Genomic DNA, 16,637 nt, shown 5'->3' on the forward strand with positions numbered 1-16,637 from the left:
CAGTGGGGGGCACGGGGGTCCTTCATCAGCCGGCGAGGCGGGCCGCAGCGCGGTCCAGCCGCCCGACCACCGGCCGGGGCGTGGTCGCGGCGGCCAGGCCCTGGATGGGCAGGTCGACGTAGACGCTCTCCGCCCGGGCGACCTCGTAGGTCTCGTGCCAGATGCCGACCGCGCCCGGGACCCGGCGGGCCCGTCGGTTGAACGCGGTCCACGCGGGCCGGTGTCCGCCGCCGGTGTCGGTGGCGTAGCGGTAGACGTCCTCGACGGTGCGCCAGTGCTGGACCAGCACCGGCCCCCGCCGGCCCAGCGTCATGCGGTAGCCGAGGAAGCCGGACGCGGGGTCGGCCGCGAGCTCCCGGAGCATCCGCGGCATGGCGAGGAACACCGGCAGCCAGGCGTCCGGTCGCCACGGGCGGTTGATGCCCATGCCGATCAGGAAGACGGTGAGGTCCCCCTCATGGGTGTGGGTCCAGCGACCCGGGGCGATGCCTGCCATGGCGTCCTCCTGATTGGATAGTGCCGATACCCAAGACTAGAGAGTGGCGCTATCCAATGTCGAGGCGAATCCGTGCAGATCTCTGAACTCGCCCGCCGGGCCGGCGTCCCGGTCGCGACGGTCAAGTACTACCTGCGGGAGGGGCTGCTCCCGCAGGGCGAGCTGACCGGCGCCACCCGCGCCCGGTACCGCGAGGAGCACCTGGAGCGGCTGCGGCTGATCCGCGCCCTGCTCGGGCCCGGCGGCCTCTCGGTGGCGCGGGCGCGCGCCGTGCTGGCCGCCGTCGACACCCCCGGCACCTCCGTGCACGCGGCCCTGGGAGCCGCCCATCGGGCGCTGCCGGGCGTCGGAGCCGAGGAGGCGGCCGACCTCGAGCAGGCCCGCGCCGTCCTGCGGCGCCGAGGGTGGCGCGTGGCGGCGGACTCCCCTGCCCTCCTCGCGCTGGCCGGCGCCCTCGAGGCCCTGCGCGCCGCCGGTGCCGCCCCGACCGACGAGCTGCTCGACCGCTACGCCGAGGCCGCCGCCCGGATCGGGGAGCAGGACGTGGCCGAGGTGCCGACCGGTTCCGTGGCCGAGGCCGTCCGCTTCGTGGTGGTCAACACGGTGCTGCTCGAGCCGGTGCTGCTGGCGCTGCGCCGGCTGGCCCAGGAGGACGCCTCCCGCCGCCGCTTCCCGACCGACTGCTGAGCGGTCAGCCGAGCAACGCGGCCAGGACGGCGAGACCACGGCCGGCCAGCCAGGTCGCGGGTGCGAGCAGGACCACCGCCCACAGCCGGGTGCGCCCGTCCCGCGGCAGGACGGCGGCGAGCAGCGCGGCCGCGACGACGTCGGCGACCGCCTGCACCGGGTGCGCCGCGGCATCCGTGAGGACCGCTCCCCCGGCCAGCACGATGCCCGCGGCACCGGCGAGCAGCGCGCCCGGCAGCGGGCCGGGACGCCGGGTCGCCCACTGCACGGCCGCCGCCACGGCCGGCACCGCGGTGGCCGACAGCAGCAGCCAGGCGACCAGCAGCCGGTTCCAGCCGAAGCCGAGGACCAGCGCCGCCCACGCGTAGTACGCCACGCTCATCGCGGCGAAGAACACCGCTGTGCGGGCTGCGGCGACGCGCACCGTGGGAGCCGCCCCGCCGAGCAGCGCGACGGCGAGCACCCAGGCCGCCGGGTAGCTGCCGAGGTCGGCGGCCCAGCGCAGCCCCGACTCGTCGGCCGCCTTGGCGAGCGCGCCCGCGACCGGTCCGAGGCCCGCGCAGACCGGCAGGGCGGGGGTCCGCGCGCGGTTCCGGGTCGGCTGCACGACGGTGATCCTGCGGGGCGGCCGGGAATTCGAGCCGCCCGCCGCGCCGGATCGGCCGGCGAGGACGTGCACCAGCGCCCCGCTCGCCCCGGCCAGCACCAGGACGACGGGAAACGGCGCGCGGCTGGTTGCTGTCGGACCCCCGCTCTACCGTCCCCATCCGAGGAGGACCCCACGTCCAGCGCCGGTCGACCGTCCACCGGGCGTGGGGACGATGACGATGCGCAGGACGCACACCGTGGTGCCGTCGCCGATCGGCCCGCTGACCGTCGTCCGGGACGAGGACGGCGCGCTGGTACGGCTGGCGATGTCGCCTCCGGGCGCACTCGAGGCGGACGCGCTCGGTGAACGGGCCGACGCGGGGTTCGAGGACGTCGCGCGCCAGCTCGCCGAGTACTTCGCCGGCGAGCGGACCGCCTTCCACCTGCCCGTGCGACCCGTCGGCAGCCCGTTCGAGCTGGCCGTGTGGGCCGAGCTGACCCGCATCCCGTACGGCGGAACCCGCTCCTACGGGTACGTCGCCGCAGCGGTCGGCGAGCCGGGCGGCGCCCAGGCCGTCGGCGCGGCGAACGGGCGGAACCCGATCGCGGTGGTGGTGCCCTGCCACCGGGTGATCGGCGCCGACGGCAAGCTGGTCGGGTTCGGCGGAGGGCTACCCCGCAAGCGCTTCCTGCTCGACCTGGAGCAGCGCGCGGACCGGCTGTTCTGACCTGCGGCGGAGCCGTTCGAGGCGATGGTGCGGCGCCACGATGGGGCCTCCTGGTCGTGGATCAGCGGCTCCGGGTGCGGTGGTGCCGGTACGCCGAGCTCCTCCAGGCCAGCGGGTTGGGTCGTCGTGACGCCCCCGTCGGCGTCCTGTCCGGTCGGCCCGGGACCGGTCGGCGCGCCGACGGGGCACGAGCTGAGCACCGTGGCCCGGCGTCCGCGACATCCCGGCCGCGTCTCCCACGACGTGGCCTGACCCGCTGCCGGCCGGCCGCGCCGGGTCAGCCGGCGAGGACGTGCACCAGCGCCCCGCTCGCCCCGGCCAGCACCAGGACGACGATGAACGGCGCCCGCAGCGCCAGCGCCAGCGCGGCGACCGCCAGGCCGGCCAGCCGCCCGTCGACGACCAGGTCCGGGCCGGAGGTGGCCGCCTGGACGGCGACCAGCGCGGCCAGCAGCGCCGCGGGGACGAACTCGACGACGCGGGTCACCCACGGGTGCTCGACCCAGGCCGCCGGCACGGACAGGCCGGCCAGCTTCAGCAGGTAACAGCCCACCGCCGCCACCAGGACGACCGTCCACAGCGACCCGCCGCTCACCGGACCACCTCCTCGCGCCGCGGCCGGCCCGCCAGCGCCACGGCGACGACGGCCGCCACCACCTGCACACCGGCCGGCACGGCCGGGGTGAGCAGGAGCGCGACGACCGCCCCGCCGACGGCGACCCGCCGCTGCACCGCCGCCTCGGGGAACGTGCGCTGCAGCCGTGGCCACAGCAGCGCGAGGAACGCGGCAGGGACGACGGCGTCCAGCGCGGCCTGGGCCGTGCCCCCGAGCCCGGAGGCGCCGAGTGCGCCGAGCACCGTGGTCAGGTTCCAGCCGACGTAGATGGTCGCCCCGGTGGCCCAGAACGCCAGCCGGCCCAGCTCGCGGTCCGGAGCGGCGACGGCCATCGCGGTGGTCTCGTCGATGACCCAGTGCGCGGCGCCGGCCCGGCGGAGCACGCCGCGGGGGGCGAGCAGCGGGGCCAGCCGCACGCCGTAGACGGTGTTGCGGGTGCCCAGCAGCAGGGCGCTGCCGATGGCGGCCGGCCCGCTGCCGCCGGCGCCCAGGACGCCGACCAGGGCGAACTGCGAGGCGCCGGTGAACATCAGCGCGGAGAGCACCAGCGCCTGCCAGACGTCGAGGCCGGCGGCGTCCGCGGCCGCGCCGAAGGCCACCCCGTAGAGGCCCACCGCCAGGCCCAGCCCGACGGCGTCGCGGAGGGTGGCGGTGCGGGCGGCGGACACGGCAGCGAGGCTAGCCAGGCGGACGGCCCGGCTCCGCACCCCTCCGAGGCGGTGCGCCGGCAGGTCGCCGGGTCGCGGTCCGATGGTGGGGGCGTGACCTCCGCGCCTCCGCCGCGGCGCCGGCTCACCGTCGAGCGGCCCGGTGGACGTCGTCCGCGACCGTGCCGGCGGGCTGACCGCTCGGCTGAGCAGTAGATCACCCTCCGCCCGACGGCCGATCCGCGTGACGGCCGTACAGTGGCAGGAGGCCCGTGAACGCAGGTCACCGCCGCTCCTCGGCGGACCGGACCGGGTCCCCCGTCGAAGGAGACAGCCGCAACGATGTCCGCCCCGATGACCGGCGTGCCGGCGCTCGACGCCGTCAACGCCGCCCTGGCCACCGTCCAGGACCCGGAGATCAACCGTCCGCTCCCCGAGCTCGGCATGGTCAAGGACGTGCAGATCGGTGCCGACGGCACGGTCCGCATCGAGGTCTACCTGACCGTCTCCGGCTGCCCGATGCGCGAGACGATCACCAACCGCGTCACCCAGGCCGTGTCCGCCGTCCCCGGTGTCACCTCGGTGCAGGTCGGGCTGGACGTCATGAACGACGAGCAGCGCGCCGAGCTGCGCAAGACGGTGCGCGGCACCGACGCCCCCGACCCGGTCATCCCCTTCGCCCAGCCGGGGTCGCTGACCCGCGTGTACGCCGTCGCCTCGGGCAAGGGTGGCGTCGGCAAGTCGTCGGTCACGGTGAACCTGGCCGCCGCGCTGGCGAAGAAGGGGCTGTCGGTGGGCGTCGTGGACGCCGACATCTACGGCCACTCGGTGCCGCGGATGCTCGGGGTCGACGACAAGCCGACCCAGGTCGACAACATGATCATGCCGCCGCAGGCCTACGGCGTGAAGGTCATCTCGATCGGCATGTTCACCCCTGGCAACACCCCCGTGGTGTGGCGCGGGCCGATGCTGCACCGCGCGCTGCAGCAGTTCCTCGCCGACGTGTGGTGGGGCGACCTCGACGTCCTGCTGCTGGACCTGCCGCCCGGCACCGGCGACGTGGCGATCTCCATCGCCCAGCTGCTGCCCAACGCCGAGATCCTCGTGGTGACGACGCCGCAGCTGGCCGCCGCCGAGGTCGCCGAGCGGGCCGGCGCCATCGCCACGCAGACCCACCAGCAGGTGGTCGGCGTCATCGAGAACATGTCCTGGCTCGAGCTGCCCGACGGCTCCCGCATGGAGGTCTTCGGCTCCGGCGGCGGCGCGACGGTCTCCGACGCGCTGACCCGCACCCTCGGTGCCCGGGTGCCGCTGCTGGGCCAGATCCCGCTGGACACCCGGGTCCGCGAGGCCGGGGACGCCGGTGCACCGGTGGTGCTGGCCGACCCCGAGTCCTCCGCGGCGCAGGAGCTGGCCAGGATCGCCGACGGCCTGGCCACCCGCCAGCGCGGCCTGTCGGGCATGTCGCTGGGGCTCACCCCGGTCCGTCACTGAGCCGACCTGCACAGAGGCCGGTGTCCCGTCGGGACACCGGCCTCTGTGCTGTCGTGGCCGTCGGCGGGCCCGGAGGGTCCCCGGCGGGTGCGACGGTGGGCTCGGCTCAGCAGGGGGACGGCTCCTGGCCGCGGTGTCGGCCGGTAGGCCGACGTACTACGTCGCGTCCGGGTCGAACGGGGGCGGGGCGGAGGAGTTCCGCGTGCGCGCGGCGGCGGCCGCCACCGTGGTCGCGGCCGTGGCCCCGGCGGCCGGCCGGGGCGCGTCGTCGTCGGCGAGCAACTGGTTCTTGAGGAAGGTCCGCGGGTGGTACTGCCGCAGGTCGAGGTCGCGCAGCTTGGCGAGGTCGTCGCCCAGCGACTCGTCGACCTGGGCCCGGACGCCGGTGATCGCCGTGCGCACCTTCTTCAGCCCGGCGGCGGCGTCCTTGGCGAGGTCGGGCAGCCGGTCGGGTCCGAAGATGAACAGCGCGGCCAGCGCGAGGACGAAGATCTCGCCCCAGCCGATCGAGTCGAACACGCGCTGGCTCCTCTCCTCGTGCGCACGGTCCGGCCGTCGCGCGTGACCAGCGTAGGCAGCGCGCCCGTCGTCGTCAGTGCCCCGATGTGGGGGTCCTCTCTCAGGCCTCGTCGAGCGTGGCCTCGACCGTCGTCGACGACCCGTCGCGCACCAACTCCAGGCTGATCGTCTCCCCCGGCTCGTGGGAGTCCACCGCCACCACCAGCTCCTCGGAGCTGCCGACCGGCTCGCCCTCGACGGCGATCACGACGTCCTGCTCGCGGATGCCGGCCTCGGCCGCGGCGCTGCCCGACTCCACGTTGACCACCAGCGCGCCGTCGCGGGTGCCGTCGGTGACCGAGCGGGCGTTGACCCCGAGCGCGGCGTGCACCGCGCGCCCGGTGCCGATGAGCTGCTCGGCGATGTCGCGCACGGTGTCGACCGGGATGGCGAAGCCGAGGCCGACGCTGCCGCCACCGAGCGAGGCGATGGCGGTGTTGATGCCGATGACCTCGCCGGCGCCGTTGACCAGCGCGCCGCCGGAGTTGCCGGGGTTGATCGGCGCGTCGGTCTGCACCGCGCTGATCACCGCGTTGGTGTCGCTGCCCTCCCCGGCCAGCCGGACCGGCCGCTCGAGCGCGCTGACGATGCCGCTGGTGACCGTGCTGGCCAGGCCCAGCGGAGAGCCGATGGCGACCACCGGGTCGCCGACGACGACGTCGCCGGAGTTCCCGAGGGCGGCGGTGAGCAGGCCGGGCTTCTCCACCTTGAGGACGGCGAGGTCGCTGGCCGGGTCGCGGCCGACGATGCGCGCCGCGGAGCCGCTGCCATCGGAGAAGACCGCGCGGATCTCGGCGCCCTCGACGCCGTCGGCGCCGGAGATGACGTGGTTGTTGGTGACGATGTAGCCGTTCGCGCCGTCGATGACGACCCCGGACCCGGTGGCGCCGGCCTCGCCGATGCGGACCTCGACCGAGACGACCGCCGGGGTCACCCGCGAGGCGATGTCGGACACCGAACCCGGCTCACGGGCGATCCCCTCGTCGGTCTCGTTGAGCTGGGTGCCCGGCGCCAGCAGCGGCGACTCGTCGGCGGTGCGGGTCAGCCAGTAACCGGCCCCACCGCCGACCAGCCCGGTCAGCAGCACGGCGAGCAGGGCGAGGACCGACAGCCGGATCGACACGTCGGCCAGCCGCAGCCGCCGTCGCCCCCGGCCGTCGACGACCACGGGGCCGGTCTGCTGCTCGGGCTCCTCGAACACCGCCGGGCCGGCGAGTCCGGCGGGGGCGTGCGGATCACGCCAGGGGTCGGAGCGGGCGTCGGGCTTCCACCACGGCCCGGTGGCGGTGCGGCGGCGTCCGGGCCGGCCGCCGGGCGGTTCCTGCAGGCCGCGCTGGCCGACCCCGGGGGCGAAGGCGCGCAGCACGGCCTCCGGCGGCGGGGGCGGCAGCGGGCGGGGCGGCACGACCGGGCGGTCACCGGCGAAGCCGCCCTGCACCGCGGCGGGCCGCCCGAAGGCGACCTGCTGCGCGGGGCTGGGCGCGGGCGGGCGCGGCGGCGCGGGCTGCGCCCGAGCGGGCGGGTCGAAGCCGCCGACACCGTCCCGGGGGCGCGCGAACGCCTCGTCGGGCAGCTGTGCCGACCGGTCGGGACGGCCGTCCCCATCGGCGGTGTGCGGGGTCGTCGGCTCGGGGTCCACCGAATCCCCCGACGGGGTGCCGGCGCGGCTGGTCAGGGCGTCCCGCCCGGGCTCACCGAGGGCTGGACGGCGGTGCCGACGGTCGTCGCGCGCACCAGCGGCGGAACGATCTCGGTGCGCTCCTCGAGCGTGGCCCCGGCCGCCGGCTCCGGGAACGGGCGGCCGCTGTCGGAGCTGCCGGCCGGGAGGTTCAGCGCCAGCGCGGTCACGCCGACGCCCAGGATGCCGAGCGCCCCGACGAAGCCGTGACGCAGCCAGCGGGCGTGGCCGGGCCGTTCGTGGCCGGCCGGCGTCGGAGCCAGCGGCACCGCCCACGAGCCGGTGGTGCCGCTGACGGTGAGCTGGCCGGGGCCGGCGCTCAGCGCTCCGTCGGTGCTCGGCACGTCGGCGGTGAACGGGATGGCGCACAGCCGGGACAGCAGGTCGCCGGGAACGGCGACGTCCGCGGAGGCGTGCAGCGCCTCCTTGGCCTCCCGCTGGGCCTGCACCGCCATTCGACACTGTGCGCAGCCGGTCAGGTGGCGGGCCGCACGAGCGGCGGGCCCACCGGCCAGCTCGCCGTCCACCAGGGCGGCGATGGCCTCCTGGGCCAGGTGGCTCTCCGGGATGTTCACCCCACGCTCCCCTCCGCGACGGCGTCCTGGGTGGTGACCGGCCGGCGCGGGGCCAGGTGCGCGAGCGCCTCGCGCAGCTGGACGCGGCCGCGGTGGATGCGGCTGCGCACCGTGCCGAGCTTGATGCCGAGGGTCGCCGCGATCTCCTCGTAGGTCAGTCCCTCGATGTCGCAGAGGACGACGGCGACGCGGAACTCCGGGGAGAGCGCGTCGAGCGCCGCCTGCACCTGCGGATCGAGGTGGGTGTCGGAGTACACCTGCTCCGGGCTGGGCGCCGTCCCGGGCAGGCGCTCGGTGTCCTCGGGCAGGGCGTCGAACCGGATCCGCTGCCGGCGCCGCACCATGTCGAGGAAGAGGTTGGTGGTGATGCGGTGCAGCCAGCCCTCGAAGGTGCCGGGCGAGAAGTCGGCGAGCGAACGGAAGACCCGGACGAAGGTCTCCTGGGTCAGGTCCTCGGCGTCCTGCGGGTTGCCCGAGAGCCGGTAGGCCAGCCGGTACACGCGGGCGGAGTGGTCGCGCACGACCTGCTCCCAGGTCGGGGCGACCCACGCCTCGGTCACGGGGGCGGGATCGGAGGCGTCGGACACGGCCCCAGGATCGCAGACCGGAGCCGTCGTCGACCCCCCGACGTCGGCGGGTCGGGCGGGGGCGGCTCTCTCTTGGCGCACGACAGGTCCAACGGACCGCGAGCCGGGTGCTGTTCCCGTTCACAGGGACCTCACAGCCGCGCGGGCAGCCGGGCGCGGCCCGGGCCGGCCACTACCCTCGGCCGGTGAGGAGCGCCGCGACGACGACGGGCAGGCGAGCGTCGCAGCCGGCGCCGGCGCGCGAGGAGCGGAACGAGCCAGGGGTCGAGCAGTGATCATCGAGGCACCCGGACCGGGGCGGGACGGCGCGGCCTACGCCGACCGCTTCGCCGCCGAGACGCCCGCGCTCGTGTCGGCCCGAGCGCGCGCGGCGGGGCTGGCCGGCGCACCACCCGTGACGCCGGCGGTCGGTGCCACCCTCGCCGTCCTGGCCGCCGGTGCCGCGGCCCGCACGGTGGTCTCCATCGGCAGCGGCGGCGGCATCGCCGGGCTGTGGCTGCTGGAGGGCATGCGGCCCGACGGCGTCCTCACCGTGCTGGACAGCGACGCCGAGGCGCTGCGCGCCACCCGCGGGGCCTTCGCCGAGGCCGGCCACCCGCCCGGGCGCACCCGCATGATCTTCGGCACGACCGGGGAGGTCCTCCCCCGCCTCTCCCCGGGCGCCTACGACATGGTGGTGTGCGCCGGAGCGCCCACCCAGTACGCCGCGCACCTGGGCGCGCTGCTCGAGCTGATCCGGGTCGGCGGCACGGCGGTGTGCCACGGACTGCTGGACGGCGACCGGATCGCCGACCCCCACGCGCGGGACGACCAGACGACGGCCTGGCGGGACGTCGCCCGCGCCGTCCGCGAGCACGAGGACCTCACCTCAGCGGTCCTGCCGATCGGAGCCGGCCTGCTCGTCGCCACCCGCCGCCGCTGAAGGCGGGCCTTCCTGCTCCCCACCGTGGAAGGACCCCGTCCTGCCCACCCCTCGCAAGCTCGGAGCGGGACCCGGGACGGGGCCAGCGCGGGCTCCTGCAGGAAGGCCGGTGTCACGCGAAGGCGTACTCCGCGACCGGTGCCCACGGCCCGCCCAGGTAGCGCCACAGGCCCAGACCGCGCGCGCCGACCGGGTGCGGCACGAACCCGGCGGCCAGCCGGTCGCGCAGCGCGCGGGCGACCGCCGGCTCCACCTTGTTCTGCACCGTCACGTGCGGCGCGTGCCGCTGCCGGTCCTGCGGGGTCAGCCACGGCTCCCAGGCCGCGGCCAGCCCGGCGCGCAGCGCGGTCAGCTCCGGGGCGTCGAGGGTGTAGGCCACGCCCCGGCCGAGCAGCCGCAGGCCGGTGACGGCGACGTCGAAGGCCGGCCGGCGCGCCGCGACGGCGAGGTCGCCGGCCACCGCGTCTGCCTGCTCGCCGGGCAGCGCGTGGAACAGCGTGACGTGCGCGCGGAGGTGGTTGCGCTCGGCCGGGAAGTGCGCCGCGCGCAGCCGGTCGAACCGCTCCTGGGCCCCGGGCTCCAGGAGCAGCGTGACGACCAAAGGGACGTGCTCGAACGGCCCTCGTGCAGGGGCCCGGGCCGAGCGGAGCGAGGGTCGGGGGGCACGAGGGTCCTTACGGGGGCCGTTCACCGATGGGCGCGGGCACCCTTGCCGAGGACCGTCACGCCACCGGAGCTGACGTGGTAGCGCTCGCGGTCGGCGGCGAGGTCGACACCGATGCGGGTCCAGTCCGGGACGACGACGTTCTTGTCGAGGATCGCCCGCCGGACGTAGGCACCCTCGCCGACGTACACGCCGTCCATCAGCACGCTGTCCTCGACCCGCGCACCCCGCTCGACGCGCACCCCCGGCGAGACGACCGAGTTGTGCACCGAACCGCCGCCGATGATCGCGCCGGCGCTGACCATGGACTCCTCGGCCCGTCCGCCGAGCACGAACTTCGCGGGCGGCTGCTGCGGCGGCAGGGTGAGGATCGGCCAGCGGTCGTTGTAGAGGTTGAAGATCGGGGTGACCGACACCAGGTCCATGTGGGCGTCGAAGTAGGAGTCCAGCGTCCCGACGTCGCGCCAGTAGCCGTGGTCGCGCTCGGTGGCCCCGGGGACGATGTTGGTGGAGAAGTCGTAGACGTAGGCGTCACCGGCGTCGGCGAGCATCGGCATGATCGAGCCGCCCATGTCGTGCACCGAGTCCTCGTCGTCGGCGTCCTTGCGCAGGGCCTCGAGCAGGGCGTCGGTGGTGAACACGTAGTTGCCCATGGAGGCGAAGCTCTCCTCGGGCGAATCCGGCAGCCCCGGCGGGTCGGCCGGCTTCTCGAGGAAGCCGCGCACCTTCCCGTCGGCCTCGGCGTCGATGACGCCGAACTCGGTCGCTTCGGCGCGGGGCACGCGCAGGCCGGCGATCGTGACCCCGGCGCCGGTCCGCAGGTGCTGGTCGATCATCTGCGCCGGGTCCATCCGGTACACGTGGTCGGCGCCGAAGACGACGACGATGTCCGGCCGCGCGTCGTAGATGAGGTTGAGGCTCTGGAAGATCGCGTCGGCGCTGCCGGTGTACCAGCGCGGGCCGAGGCGCTGCTGGGCGGGCACCGGGGTGATGTAGTTCCCGAGCATCTGCGACAGCCGCCACGTCGTGGTGATGTGCCGGTCGAGGCTGTGGCTCTTGTACTGGGTGAGCACCGCGATCTGCCTGACGTCGGCGTTCACCAGGTTGGACAGGACGAAGTCGATGAGCCGGTAGTTGCCGCCGAAGGGCACGGCCGGTTTGGCCCGGTCCTGGGTCAGGGGGGCCAACCGCTTGCCCTCACCGCCGGCCAGGACGATGCCGAGAACCCGAGGACCGCCACGCATGGGTCGCAACGTATCCGCTGTTCGCCACGGGCGCTGCAGAACTGCGCGCCAGCCCCGTCCGGGGCACCGCGGCGAGCGTGCGAGGGCGGGTAGGACGGGGTCCTCCTGGTGTGACCGGCGTGCGCATCGGCTTGGTCACCCGGGAGTGGCCGCCGGACGTCTACGGCGGCGCAGGAGTGCACGTGGAGCACCTCGCGGCGGCGCTGCGCGCGCTGCCCGACGGGCCCGACCTCGACGTCCACTGCTTCGGCGGACCGCGGACGGACGCGACCGGCCACGAGGTCCCCGCCGGGCTGCAGGGCGCCAACGGCGCGCTGCAGGCGCTCGGGGTGGACGTCGAGATCGCCGGGGCGCTGGCCGGCGCCGACCTGGTGCACAGCCACACCTGGTACGCCAACGGCGCGGGCCTGTTCGCCTCGCTGGTGCACGGCACCCCGCACGTGGTGACGGCGCACTCCTGGAACCGCGCCGGCCGTGGAAGGCCGACCAGCTGGGCGGGGGTCACCGGCTGTCCTCCTGGGTGGAGCGCACCGCCTACCTCGCCGCCGACGGCGTGATCGCGGTCAGCCACGGCATGCGCGCCGACGTGCTCGACGCCTACCCCGACCTCGACCCGGCCCGCGTGCACGTCGTCGGCAACGGGGTGGACGCCGAGGCCTACCGACCGGTGGACGACCCCGACGTCGTCCGCTCGCTCGGCGTGGACCCCGACCGGCCCTACGCGCTGTTCGTCGGCCGGATCACGCGACAGCAGGGCGTCGTGCACCTGCTGCGGGCGGCCGAGCAGCTGCCGGCGGACGCCGGGCTGGTGCCGTGCGCCGGCGCCGCGGACACCCCGGCCGAGCGCCAGCAGGTCGCCGACGCGGTCGCCGAGCTGCAGTCCCGGCGGAGCGGCGTGGTGTGGATCGAGGCGATGCTGCCGCGCGAGCAGCTGGTGCCGCTGATCACCGGCGCGACGGTGTTCGTCGTGCCCTCGGTGTACGAGCCGCAGGGCATCGTGAACCTGGAGGCCGCGGCGTGCGGCACCGCGGTCGTCGCCAGCGCCGTGGGCGGCATCCCCGAGGTGGTCGCCGACGGCCGGACCGGCCTGCTGGTCCCCTACGACCCCGACGCCGTCGACACCTTCGAGGCGGGCCTCGCCAGCGGGTGACCGAGCTGCTGCACGATCCGGAGCGGGCGGCCCGCATGGGCGCCGCGGGCCGCGAGCGGGTGCTGGCCGAGTTCGGCTGGCCGGCGATCGCGAGGCAGACGGTGGACGTCTACGCCGCGGTCGTCACCGCCCGGGGCTGAGGGAGGACCACCCTCCTCCCCACGCCTCGCAGGCTCGGCGCCGACGGTGCGCGGCGCGCTCGGAGCCGGGCTGGAGTCCGACGACGCGGTGCGGGAGGCCGCCTGCACCTACCGGTCGGAGCAGCCGGCGCACTGATCCGGGGCCCGGCACACCCCAGCACCCCCGTCGTCCCGGCGAGGCGGATGATCCTGCACGTGTCGTCGATCGCCGAGCGCTTCAGCCTCGCGCTGGAGGACGTCCGCGAGCCCCGCCTCGCCGTCCCCGAGCTGCTCCCGGTGCAGCTGGCGCGCGCCTGCGCCCGGACGCTCGGGGTGGACGCCGCCGGGCTGAGCGTGACCGCCGGCGAGGCGGGTCGGGCCCCCCTCGGGGCCAGCTCGGCCACCGCCGACCTCGCCGAGCGGCTGCAGTTCACCGCCGGGGACGGTCCGTGCGAGTCCGCGCACCGCAACCAGGAGCCGGTGTTCGCGGCGACGGCGGACATGCAGCGCCGCTGGCCGGCGTTCGCCCGGCTGCTGGCCGAGCACACGCCCTACCGCGCGGTGGTCGCCCTGCCGATCGGCGAGACGCTGGCCGGCCCGGGCGCCCTGGACCTGTTCTTCACCGACGAGGCGGCCGTCCCCCGGCTCGACGTCTTCGAGGCCATGGCCGTCGGCGACCTGACCTGCGCGGCGCTCGGCGACGCCGCGGTGTGGGCGCCGTGGTCACCGCGCGGCGGGCCGGCGTGGCTGCACGGTCCGGCCGCGCAGCGCCGGGCGCTGGTGTGGACCGCGATCGGCCGGGTCTCGATGGCACACGACACGACCGCACCGGCGGCCCTGGACGTGCTGCGCGCCGCGGCGGCGAGGACCGGGCGCACGGTGGACGACCTCGCCGGGGACGTCGTCGCCGGCCGGCTCGACCCCACCTTCCTCCCGGCGCCGGACGACCTCCCGCCGGCTCCCCGAGGCTGACCGGCGGGCTCCCGCGGGGTCACGGCAGGGTTCCGGAGCCCCCGAGGTGGGGGGTCGGCTCCCCCCGGGGTCGGGCTGTCCCCCGGTGGCGGGCGGTCGGCAGACTGACCGCCGTACCGCCCGGAGCGGCACGGCGGCCGGGTGACACGACCGCCACGGAACGGCGGAAGGGAGGCGAGACGTGATCACGGTCCTGGTCGCCGACGACCACGCGTTCGTCCGCGACTCCCTGGTCGAGCTGTTCACCGCCAGCGGCGACCTCACGGTGGTGGCCGAGTGCGAGGACGGCGCCCAGGTGCTCGACGCCGCCCGGCGCACCCGGCCCGACGTCGTCCTCCTGGACCTGGCGATGCCGCGGGTCACCGGTCTGCAGGCGGCCCGGGAGCTGCTCGCCGACCGCCCCGAGTCGCGCGTGGTCGTGCTGACCGGCTCGCTGACCCCGGCGCTGGTGCGGGAGGCCCGAGAGATCGGCGTCGTGGGGTACCTGCTCAAGGGCGAGGACCCCGGCGCCCTGCCCGGCCACGTGCGGACGGTGGCCGCCGGTGGCACCGCCTGGAGCGCCGCCGCCGCCGCGGCGACCGCCGGCGACGGCGGACGCGGCCACTGACGTCTCACCCCGGAGGGTGAACTGTCCGACACGGACAGATACCACCCCCTGCACGGAGAGTGGTGACTCGCTTGCAGGTGACGCGGACCACCGGGGACCTTAGCCCTCAAGGGGTGTAACGGCCCTGGTCAGACAGCCGTGAGTCAGGTCCCATGAACGCGCTCCCCCGCAGCGGCGGGCCGGGGCGCGGGACGACAACGGGGGTTCCCATGACGCTTGCCCATCTGGAGCGGCCGACCGACCTGGCACGGGTGCTGGTGGTCGATGACCACCGCACGTTCGCCGAGCTCCTCTCCGGGGCGCTGGCGTCGGCCGGGATGGACGCGATCGGCACCGCCTCCTCGGCGGCCCAGGCCGTGGCCATGGCGCAGGACCTGCAGCCCGACATCGTGGTGATGGACATCGAGATGCCCCGCCAGGACGGACTGGCGGCCACCCGCCGGATCCGCGAGGTCGCGCCGAACGCCGTCGTCGCCGTGGTCACCGCCCACCGCGACCCCGACTGGGTCGTCCGCGCCGCGCAGGCCGGCGCCTCGGCGTTCATCCCCAAGGACGGCTCGCTGGCCGAGATGATCGACGTCCTCTCCCGGGTGCAGCCGGGGCAGATGCTGGTCGCCCCCTCCACCTTCGCCGGCGGCGGAAACCGCTCGTCGGCGCCGGCCGGCGGCCGGGCGCCCGTGCCGCAGCTGACCCGGCGCGAGCAGGAGGTGCTGGACTGCCTCGGCCGCGGGATGCAGGTCAAGGCCATAGCCCGGGTGCTCGGCATCACGCTGGAGACCTGCCGCGGCTACGTGAAGTCGCTGCACGCCAAGCTCGGCGTCCGCTCCCAGCTGGAGGCGGTCGTCAAGGCCCAGCAGCTGGGGCTCCTCGGCGCTCCGGATGAGCGCTGAGCCCGGCTCCTCCTCCGCGGGACCCGTGCCCGCCCGTCGTCGCACCGCCTGGGGCCGTGAGCTGGCCGCCTTCTGCGCCACCGCGCTGCTGGTCCTGCTCGCCGTCTCCGCGGGCACGGTCTGGCTGAGCGAGCGCATCGCACGGGCGAACGCGCTGGAGGAGGCCGAGCGCACCGCGCAGCGGCTGGCGCAGTTCCTGATCGAGCCGGCGCTGGCCGAGGCACCGACCGACGCGCCGGGGCGGTTCGACGAGCTCAACGGGGCCGCCGAGAACCGGATGAGCGACGGGTCGGTCGTCCGCATGGTCGTCTGGCGGGCGACCGGGGAGGTCCTCTGGGCCACCGAGCCCGAGCTCGTCGGCCGGGACCTCGGCCCCTCCGACGGGGTGCTGGCCGCGATCGGCGGTGCCACCGTCGCCGAGGTCGACGAGCGACCGGAGACCACACCCCAGGGCGAGCCGCAGACGCTGCTGGAGGTCTACACACCCCTGGCCGGGCCCGGCGAGCAGCTGGCCTTCGAGGCCTACTTCGCCTACGACGGCATCGCCCGCCAGGCGGCGCGACTGCGCGGCCAGATCATCCCGATGGCCATCGGGGCACTGGTCGTCCTGCAGCTGGTCCAGGTCCCCATCGCGACGTCCCTGGCCCGCCGGGTGCGGCGCCAGGAGGCCGAGCGGACCGCGCTGGTGCAGCGCAACGTCGAGGCCTCGGACCGGGAGCGGCGGGCGATCGCCGCCGACGTGCACGACGGGCCCGTGCAGGACCTCGCCGGGGTCAGCTACGCCCTCTCGGCCCTGCGCAACAGCGTGCCCGAGGAGCGACAGCCCACCGTCGACAAGCTGGTGGGAGCCATCCGGCACGCCGTCCAGTCGCTGCGCCGGCTGATGGTCGACATCTACCCGCCCGACCTCAGCGGGCCGGGCCTGGGGGTGGCGATCTCCGACAGCGCCGAGCCGCTGCGCGCCGCCGGCATCGAGGTGCTCATCGACGCCGCCCCCCTGCCGGAGACGCCCCCGGACGTGACCGCGGCGCTCTACCGCACCGCCAAGGAGGCGCTGGCCAACGTCGCCCACCACGCGCAGGCCAAGCACACCTGGATCACCCTGGAGGAGACCGCCCTGTGCGGCACCCCCGCGGTGCGCCTCGAGGTCGCCGACGACGGCATCGGCTTCCCGGCGTCCACCGACAAGCGCGCCGAGGGCCACCTGGGGCTGTCCCTGCTCCGCGACCGGGTGGTCGACCTCGGCGGGACGGTCACCCTGGGTGATCGGCTCGGCGGTGGCGCGCTGCTGACCGCTGTGCTGCCACTGCACCACGGACAGTGACGCCACGAGCGGCTGACCTGCACGGACCCCCCAAATACGGGACCCCTCCGCCCCCCTCGTTCCGGCTGTGACGAGGGGGGCGGACGCGGGA

The 16,637-nt window shown here is 75.8% G+C and carries 21 protein-coding genes; 11 read left to right on the top strand and 10 right to left on the bottom strand.

From position 1 onward, the window contains the following. Positions 1 to 25: 25 nt before the first annotated feature. Entirely contained in the window at positions 26 to 496 is a 471-nt protein-coding gene (locus BUB17_RS05585; protein ID WP_072914758.1) for a DUF4188 domain-containing protein, read from the bottom strand. Between the two features lie 72 nt (positions 497 to 568). On the opposite strand from BUB17_RS05585, the gene BUB17_RS05590 reads away from it, so the two are divergent. Next, the gene (locus BUB17_RS05590; RefSeq protein ID WP_072914761.1) at positions 569 to 1,183 is read left to right on the top strand and encodes a MerR family transcriptional regulator; all 615 of its coding nucleotides are present in this window, start codon (positions 569 to 571) and stop codon (positions 1,181 to 1,183) included. Positions 1,184 to 1,187: 4 nt separating this feature from the next. On the opposite strand, the gene BUB17_RS05595 is transcribed toward BUB17_RS05590, so the two are convergent. Beyond that, positions 1,188 to 1,790, bottom strand: coding sequence for a hypothetical protein (locus BUB17_RS05595; RefSeq protein WP_141242915.1), 603 nt, complete (start codon positions 1,788 to 1,790; stop codon positions 1,188 to 1,190). A gap of 220 nt (positions 1,791 to 2,010) precedes the next feature. On the opposite strand from BUB17_RS05595, the gene BUB17_RS05600 reads away from it, so the two are divergent. After that, positions 2,011 to 2,499, top strand: a complete 489-nt coding sequence (locus tag BUB17_RS05600; RefSeq protein WP_072915292.1) for a methylated-DNA--[protein]-cysteine S-methyltransferase — start codon at positions 2,011 to 2,013, stop codon at positions 2,497 to 2,499. A 277-nt stretch (positions 2,500 to 2,776) separates the two neighbouring features. On the opposite strand, the gene BUB17_RS05605 is transcribed toward BUB17_RS05600, so the two are convergent. Together BUB17_RS05605 and BUB17_RS05610 are read right to left on the bottom strand one after the other, a co-directional pair. Beyond that, a complete protein-coding gene (locus tag BUB17_RS05605) occupies positions 2,777 to 3,094 on the bottom strand; it encodes an AzlD domain-containing protein (RefSeq protein WP_072914766.1) in 318 nt (105 codons plus the stop codon). Beyond that, on the bottom strand, positions 3,091 to 3,783 hold the full coding sequence (locus BUB17_RS05610) for an AzlC family ABC transporter permease (protein WP_072914769.1): 693 nt from the start codon (positions 3,781 to 3,783) through the stop codon (positions 3,091 to 3,093). Before BUB17_RS05610 ends, BUB17_RS05605 begins: the two co-directional genes overlap by 4 nt. Before the next feature lie 321 nt (positions 3,784 to 4,104). On the opposite strand from BUB17_RS05610, the gene BUB17_RS05615 reads away from it, so the two are divergent. After that, the gene (locus tag BUB17_RS05615; protein ID WP_083606060.1) at positions 4,105 to 5,256 is read left to right on the top strand and encodes an Mrp/NBP35 family ATP-binding protein; all 1,152 of its coding nucleotides are present in this window, start codon (positions 4,105 to 4,107) and stop codon (positions 5,254 to 5,256) included. A 156-nt stretch (positions 5,257 to 5,412) separates the two neighbouring features. Here BUB17_RS05615 and BUB17_RS05620 read toward each other — a convergent pair whose 3' ends face one another. From BUB17_RS05620 to sigE, 4 genes are all read right to left on the bottom strand, one after another. Beyond that, positions 5,413 to 5,775: a twin-arginine translocase TatA/TatE family subunit gene (locus tag BUB17_RS05620; RefSeq protein WP_072914775.1), complete on the bottom strand. Its 363-nt coding sequence runs from the start codon at positions 5,773 to 5,775 to the stop codon at positions 5,413 to 5,415. A gap of 100 nt (positions 5,776 to 5,875) precedes the next feature. After that, positions 5,876 to 7,453, bottom strand: a complete 1,578-nt coding sequence (locus BUB17_RS28165) for a S1C family serine protease (RefSeq protein WP_072914779.1) — start codon at positions 7,451 to 7,453, stop codon at positions 5,876 to 5,878. Between the two features lie 32 nt (positions 7,454 to 7,485). Continuing rightward, positions 7,486 to 8,067 carry an anti-sigma factor family protein gene (locus BUB17_RS28170; RefSeq protein WP_072914781.1) on the bottom strand — a complete coding sequence of 194 codons (582 nt, stop codon included), beginning with the start codon at positions 8,065 to 8,067 and terminating at the stop codon, positions 7,486 to 7,488. Further along, on the bottom strand, positions 8,064 to 8,654 hold the full coding sequence (sigE, locus tag BUB17_RS05635; RefSeq protein ID WP_072914784.1) for an RNA polymerase sigma factor SigE: 591 nt from the start codon (positions 8,652 to 8,654) through the stop codon (positions 8,064 to 8,066). The genes BUB17_RS28170 and sigE overlap by 4 nt, the downstream gene beginning before the upstream one ends. Positions 8,655 to 8,925: 271 nt before the next feature. Here sigE and BUB17_RS05640 point away from each other — a divergent pair, with 271 nt between their 5' ends. Next, positions 8,926 to 9,576, top strand: coding sequence for an O-methyltransferase (locus BUB17_RS05640; RefSeq protein WP_072914787.1), 651 nt, complete (start codon positions 8,926 to 8,928; stop codon positions 9,574 to 9,576). Positions 9,577 to 9,688: 112 nt separating this feature from the next. On the opposite strand, the gene BUB17_RS05645 is transcribed toward BUB17_RS05640, so the two are convergent. Both BUB17_RS05645 and glgC read right to left on the bottom strand, forming a co-directional pair. Beyond that, on the bottom strand, positions 9,689 to 10,177 hold the full coding sequence (locus BUB17_RS05645) for a 2'-5' RNA ligase family protein (RefSeq protein ID WP_072914790.1): 489 nt from the start codon (positions 10,175 to 10,177) through the stop codon (positions 9,689 to 9,691). 86 nt (positions 10,178 to 10,263) lie between these two features. Continuing rightward, complete coding sequence (gene glgC / locus BUB17_RS05650; protein ID WP_072914793.1) at positions 10,264 to 11,484, bottom strand: glucose-1-phosphate adenylyltransferase; 1,221 nt, start codon at positions 11,482 to 11,484, stop codon at positions 10,264 to 10,266. Positions 11,485 to 11,594: 110 nt separating this feature from the next. On the opposite strand from glgC, the gene BUB17_RS28175 reads away from it, so the two are divergent. The 7 genes from BUB17_RS28175 to BUB17_RS05675 all read left to right on the top strand — a co-directional run bounded on the left by BUB17_RS28175 (position 11,595) and on the right by BUB17_RS05675 (position 16,546). Then, positions 11,595 to 12,041 carry a glycosyltransferase gene (locus BUB17_RS28175; RefSeq protein ID WP_280173851.1) on the top strand — a complete coding sequence of 149 codons (447 nt, stop codon included), beginning with the start codon at positions 11,595 to 11,597 and terminating at the stop codon, positions 12,039 to 12,041. Further along, positions 11,993 to 12,634 (top strand): glycosyltransferase, encoded by a 642-nt coding sequence (locus tag BUB17_RS05655; RefSeq protein ID WP_280173854.1) that lies wholly within the window; start codon positions 11,993 to 11,995, stop codon positions 12,632 to 12,634. Before BUB17_RS28175 ends, BUB17_RS05655 begins: the two co-directional genes overlap by 49 nt. Further along, a complete protein-coding gene (locus tag BUB17_RS27705; RefSeq protein ID WP_244276956.1) occupies positions 12,631 to 12,774 on the top strand; it encodes a glycosyltransferase family protein in 144 nt (47 codons plus the stop codon). Before BUB17_RS05655 ends, BUB17_RS27705 begins: the two co-directional genes overlap by 4 nt. Before the next feature lie 195 nt (positions 12,775 to 12,969). Then, the gene (locus tag BUB17_RS05660; RefSeq protein ID WP_083606095.1) at positions 12,970 to 13,725 is read left to right on the top strand and encodes an ANTAR domain-containing protein; all 756 of its coding nucleotides are present in this window, start codon (positions 12,970 to 12,972) and stop codon (positions 13,723 to 13,725) included. A 181-nt stretch (positions 13,726 to 13,906) separates the two neighbouring features. Continuing rightward, the gene (locus BUB17_RS05665; RefSeq protein WP_072914797.1) at positions 13,907 to 14,332 is read left to right on the top strand and encodes a response regulator; all 426 of its coding nucleotides are present in this window, start codon (positions 13,907 to 13,909) and stop codon (positions 14,330 to 14,332) included. Positions 14,333 to 14,541: 209 nt separating this feature from the next. Further along, positions 14,542 to 15,222 (top strand): response regulator transcription factor, encoded by a 681-nt coding sequence (locus BUB17_RS05670; RefSeq protein ID WP_072914801.1) that lies wholly within the window; start codon positions 14,542 to 14,544, stop codon positions 15,220 to 15,222. Positions 15,223 to 15,247: 25 nt separating this feature from the next. Then, positions 15,248 to 16,546: a sensor histidine kinase gene (locus BUB17_RS05675; RefSeq protein WP_072914804.1), complete on the top strand. Its 1,299-nt coding sequence runs from the start codon at positions 15,248 to 15,250 to the stop codon at positions 16,544 to 16,546. Positions 16,547 to 16,637: the final 91 nt, after the last annotated feature.

This window comes from Geodermatophilus obscurus (assembly GCF_900143215.1).
In the GTDB taxonomy this organism is placed as follows: Bacteria; Actinomycetota; Actinomycetes; order Mycobacteriales; family Geodermatophilaceae; genus Geodermatophilus; species Geodermatophilus obscurus_A.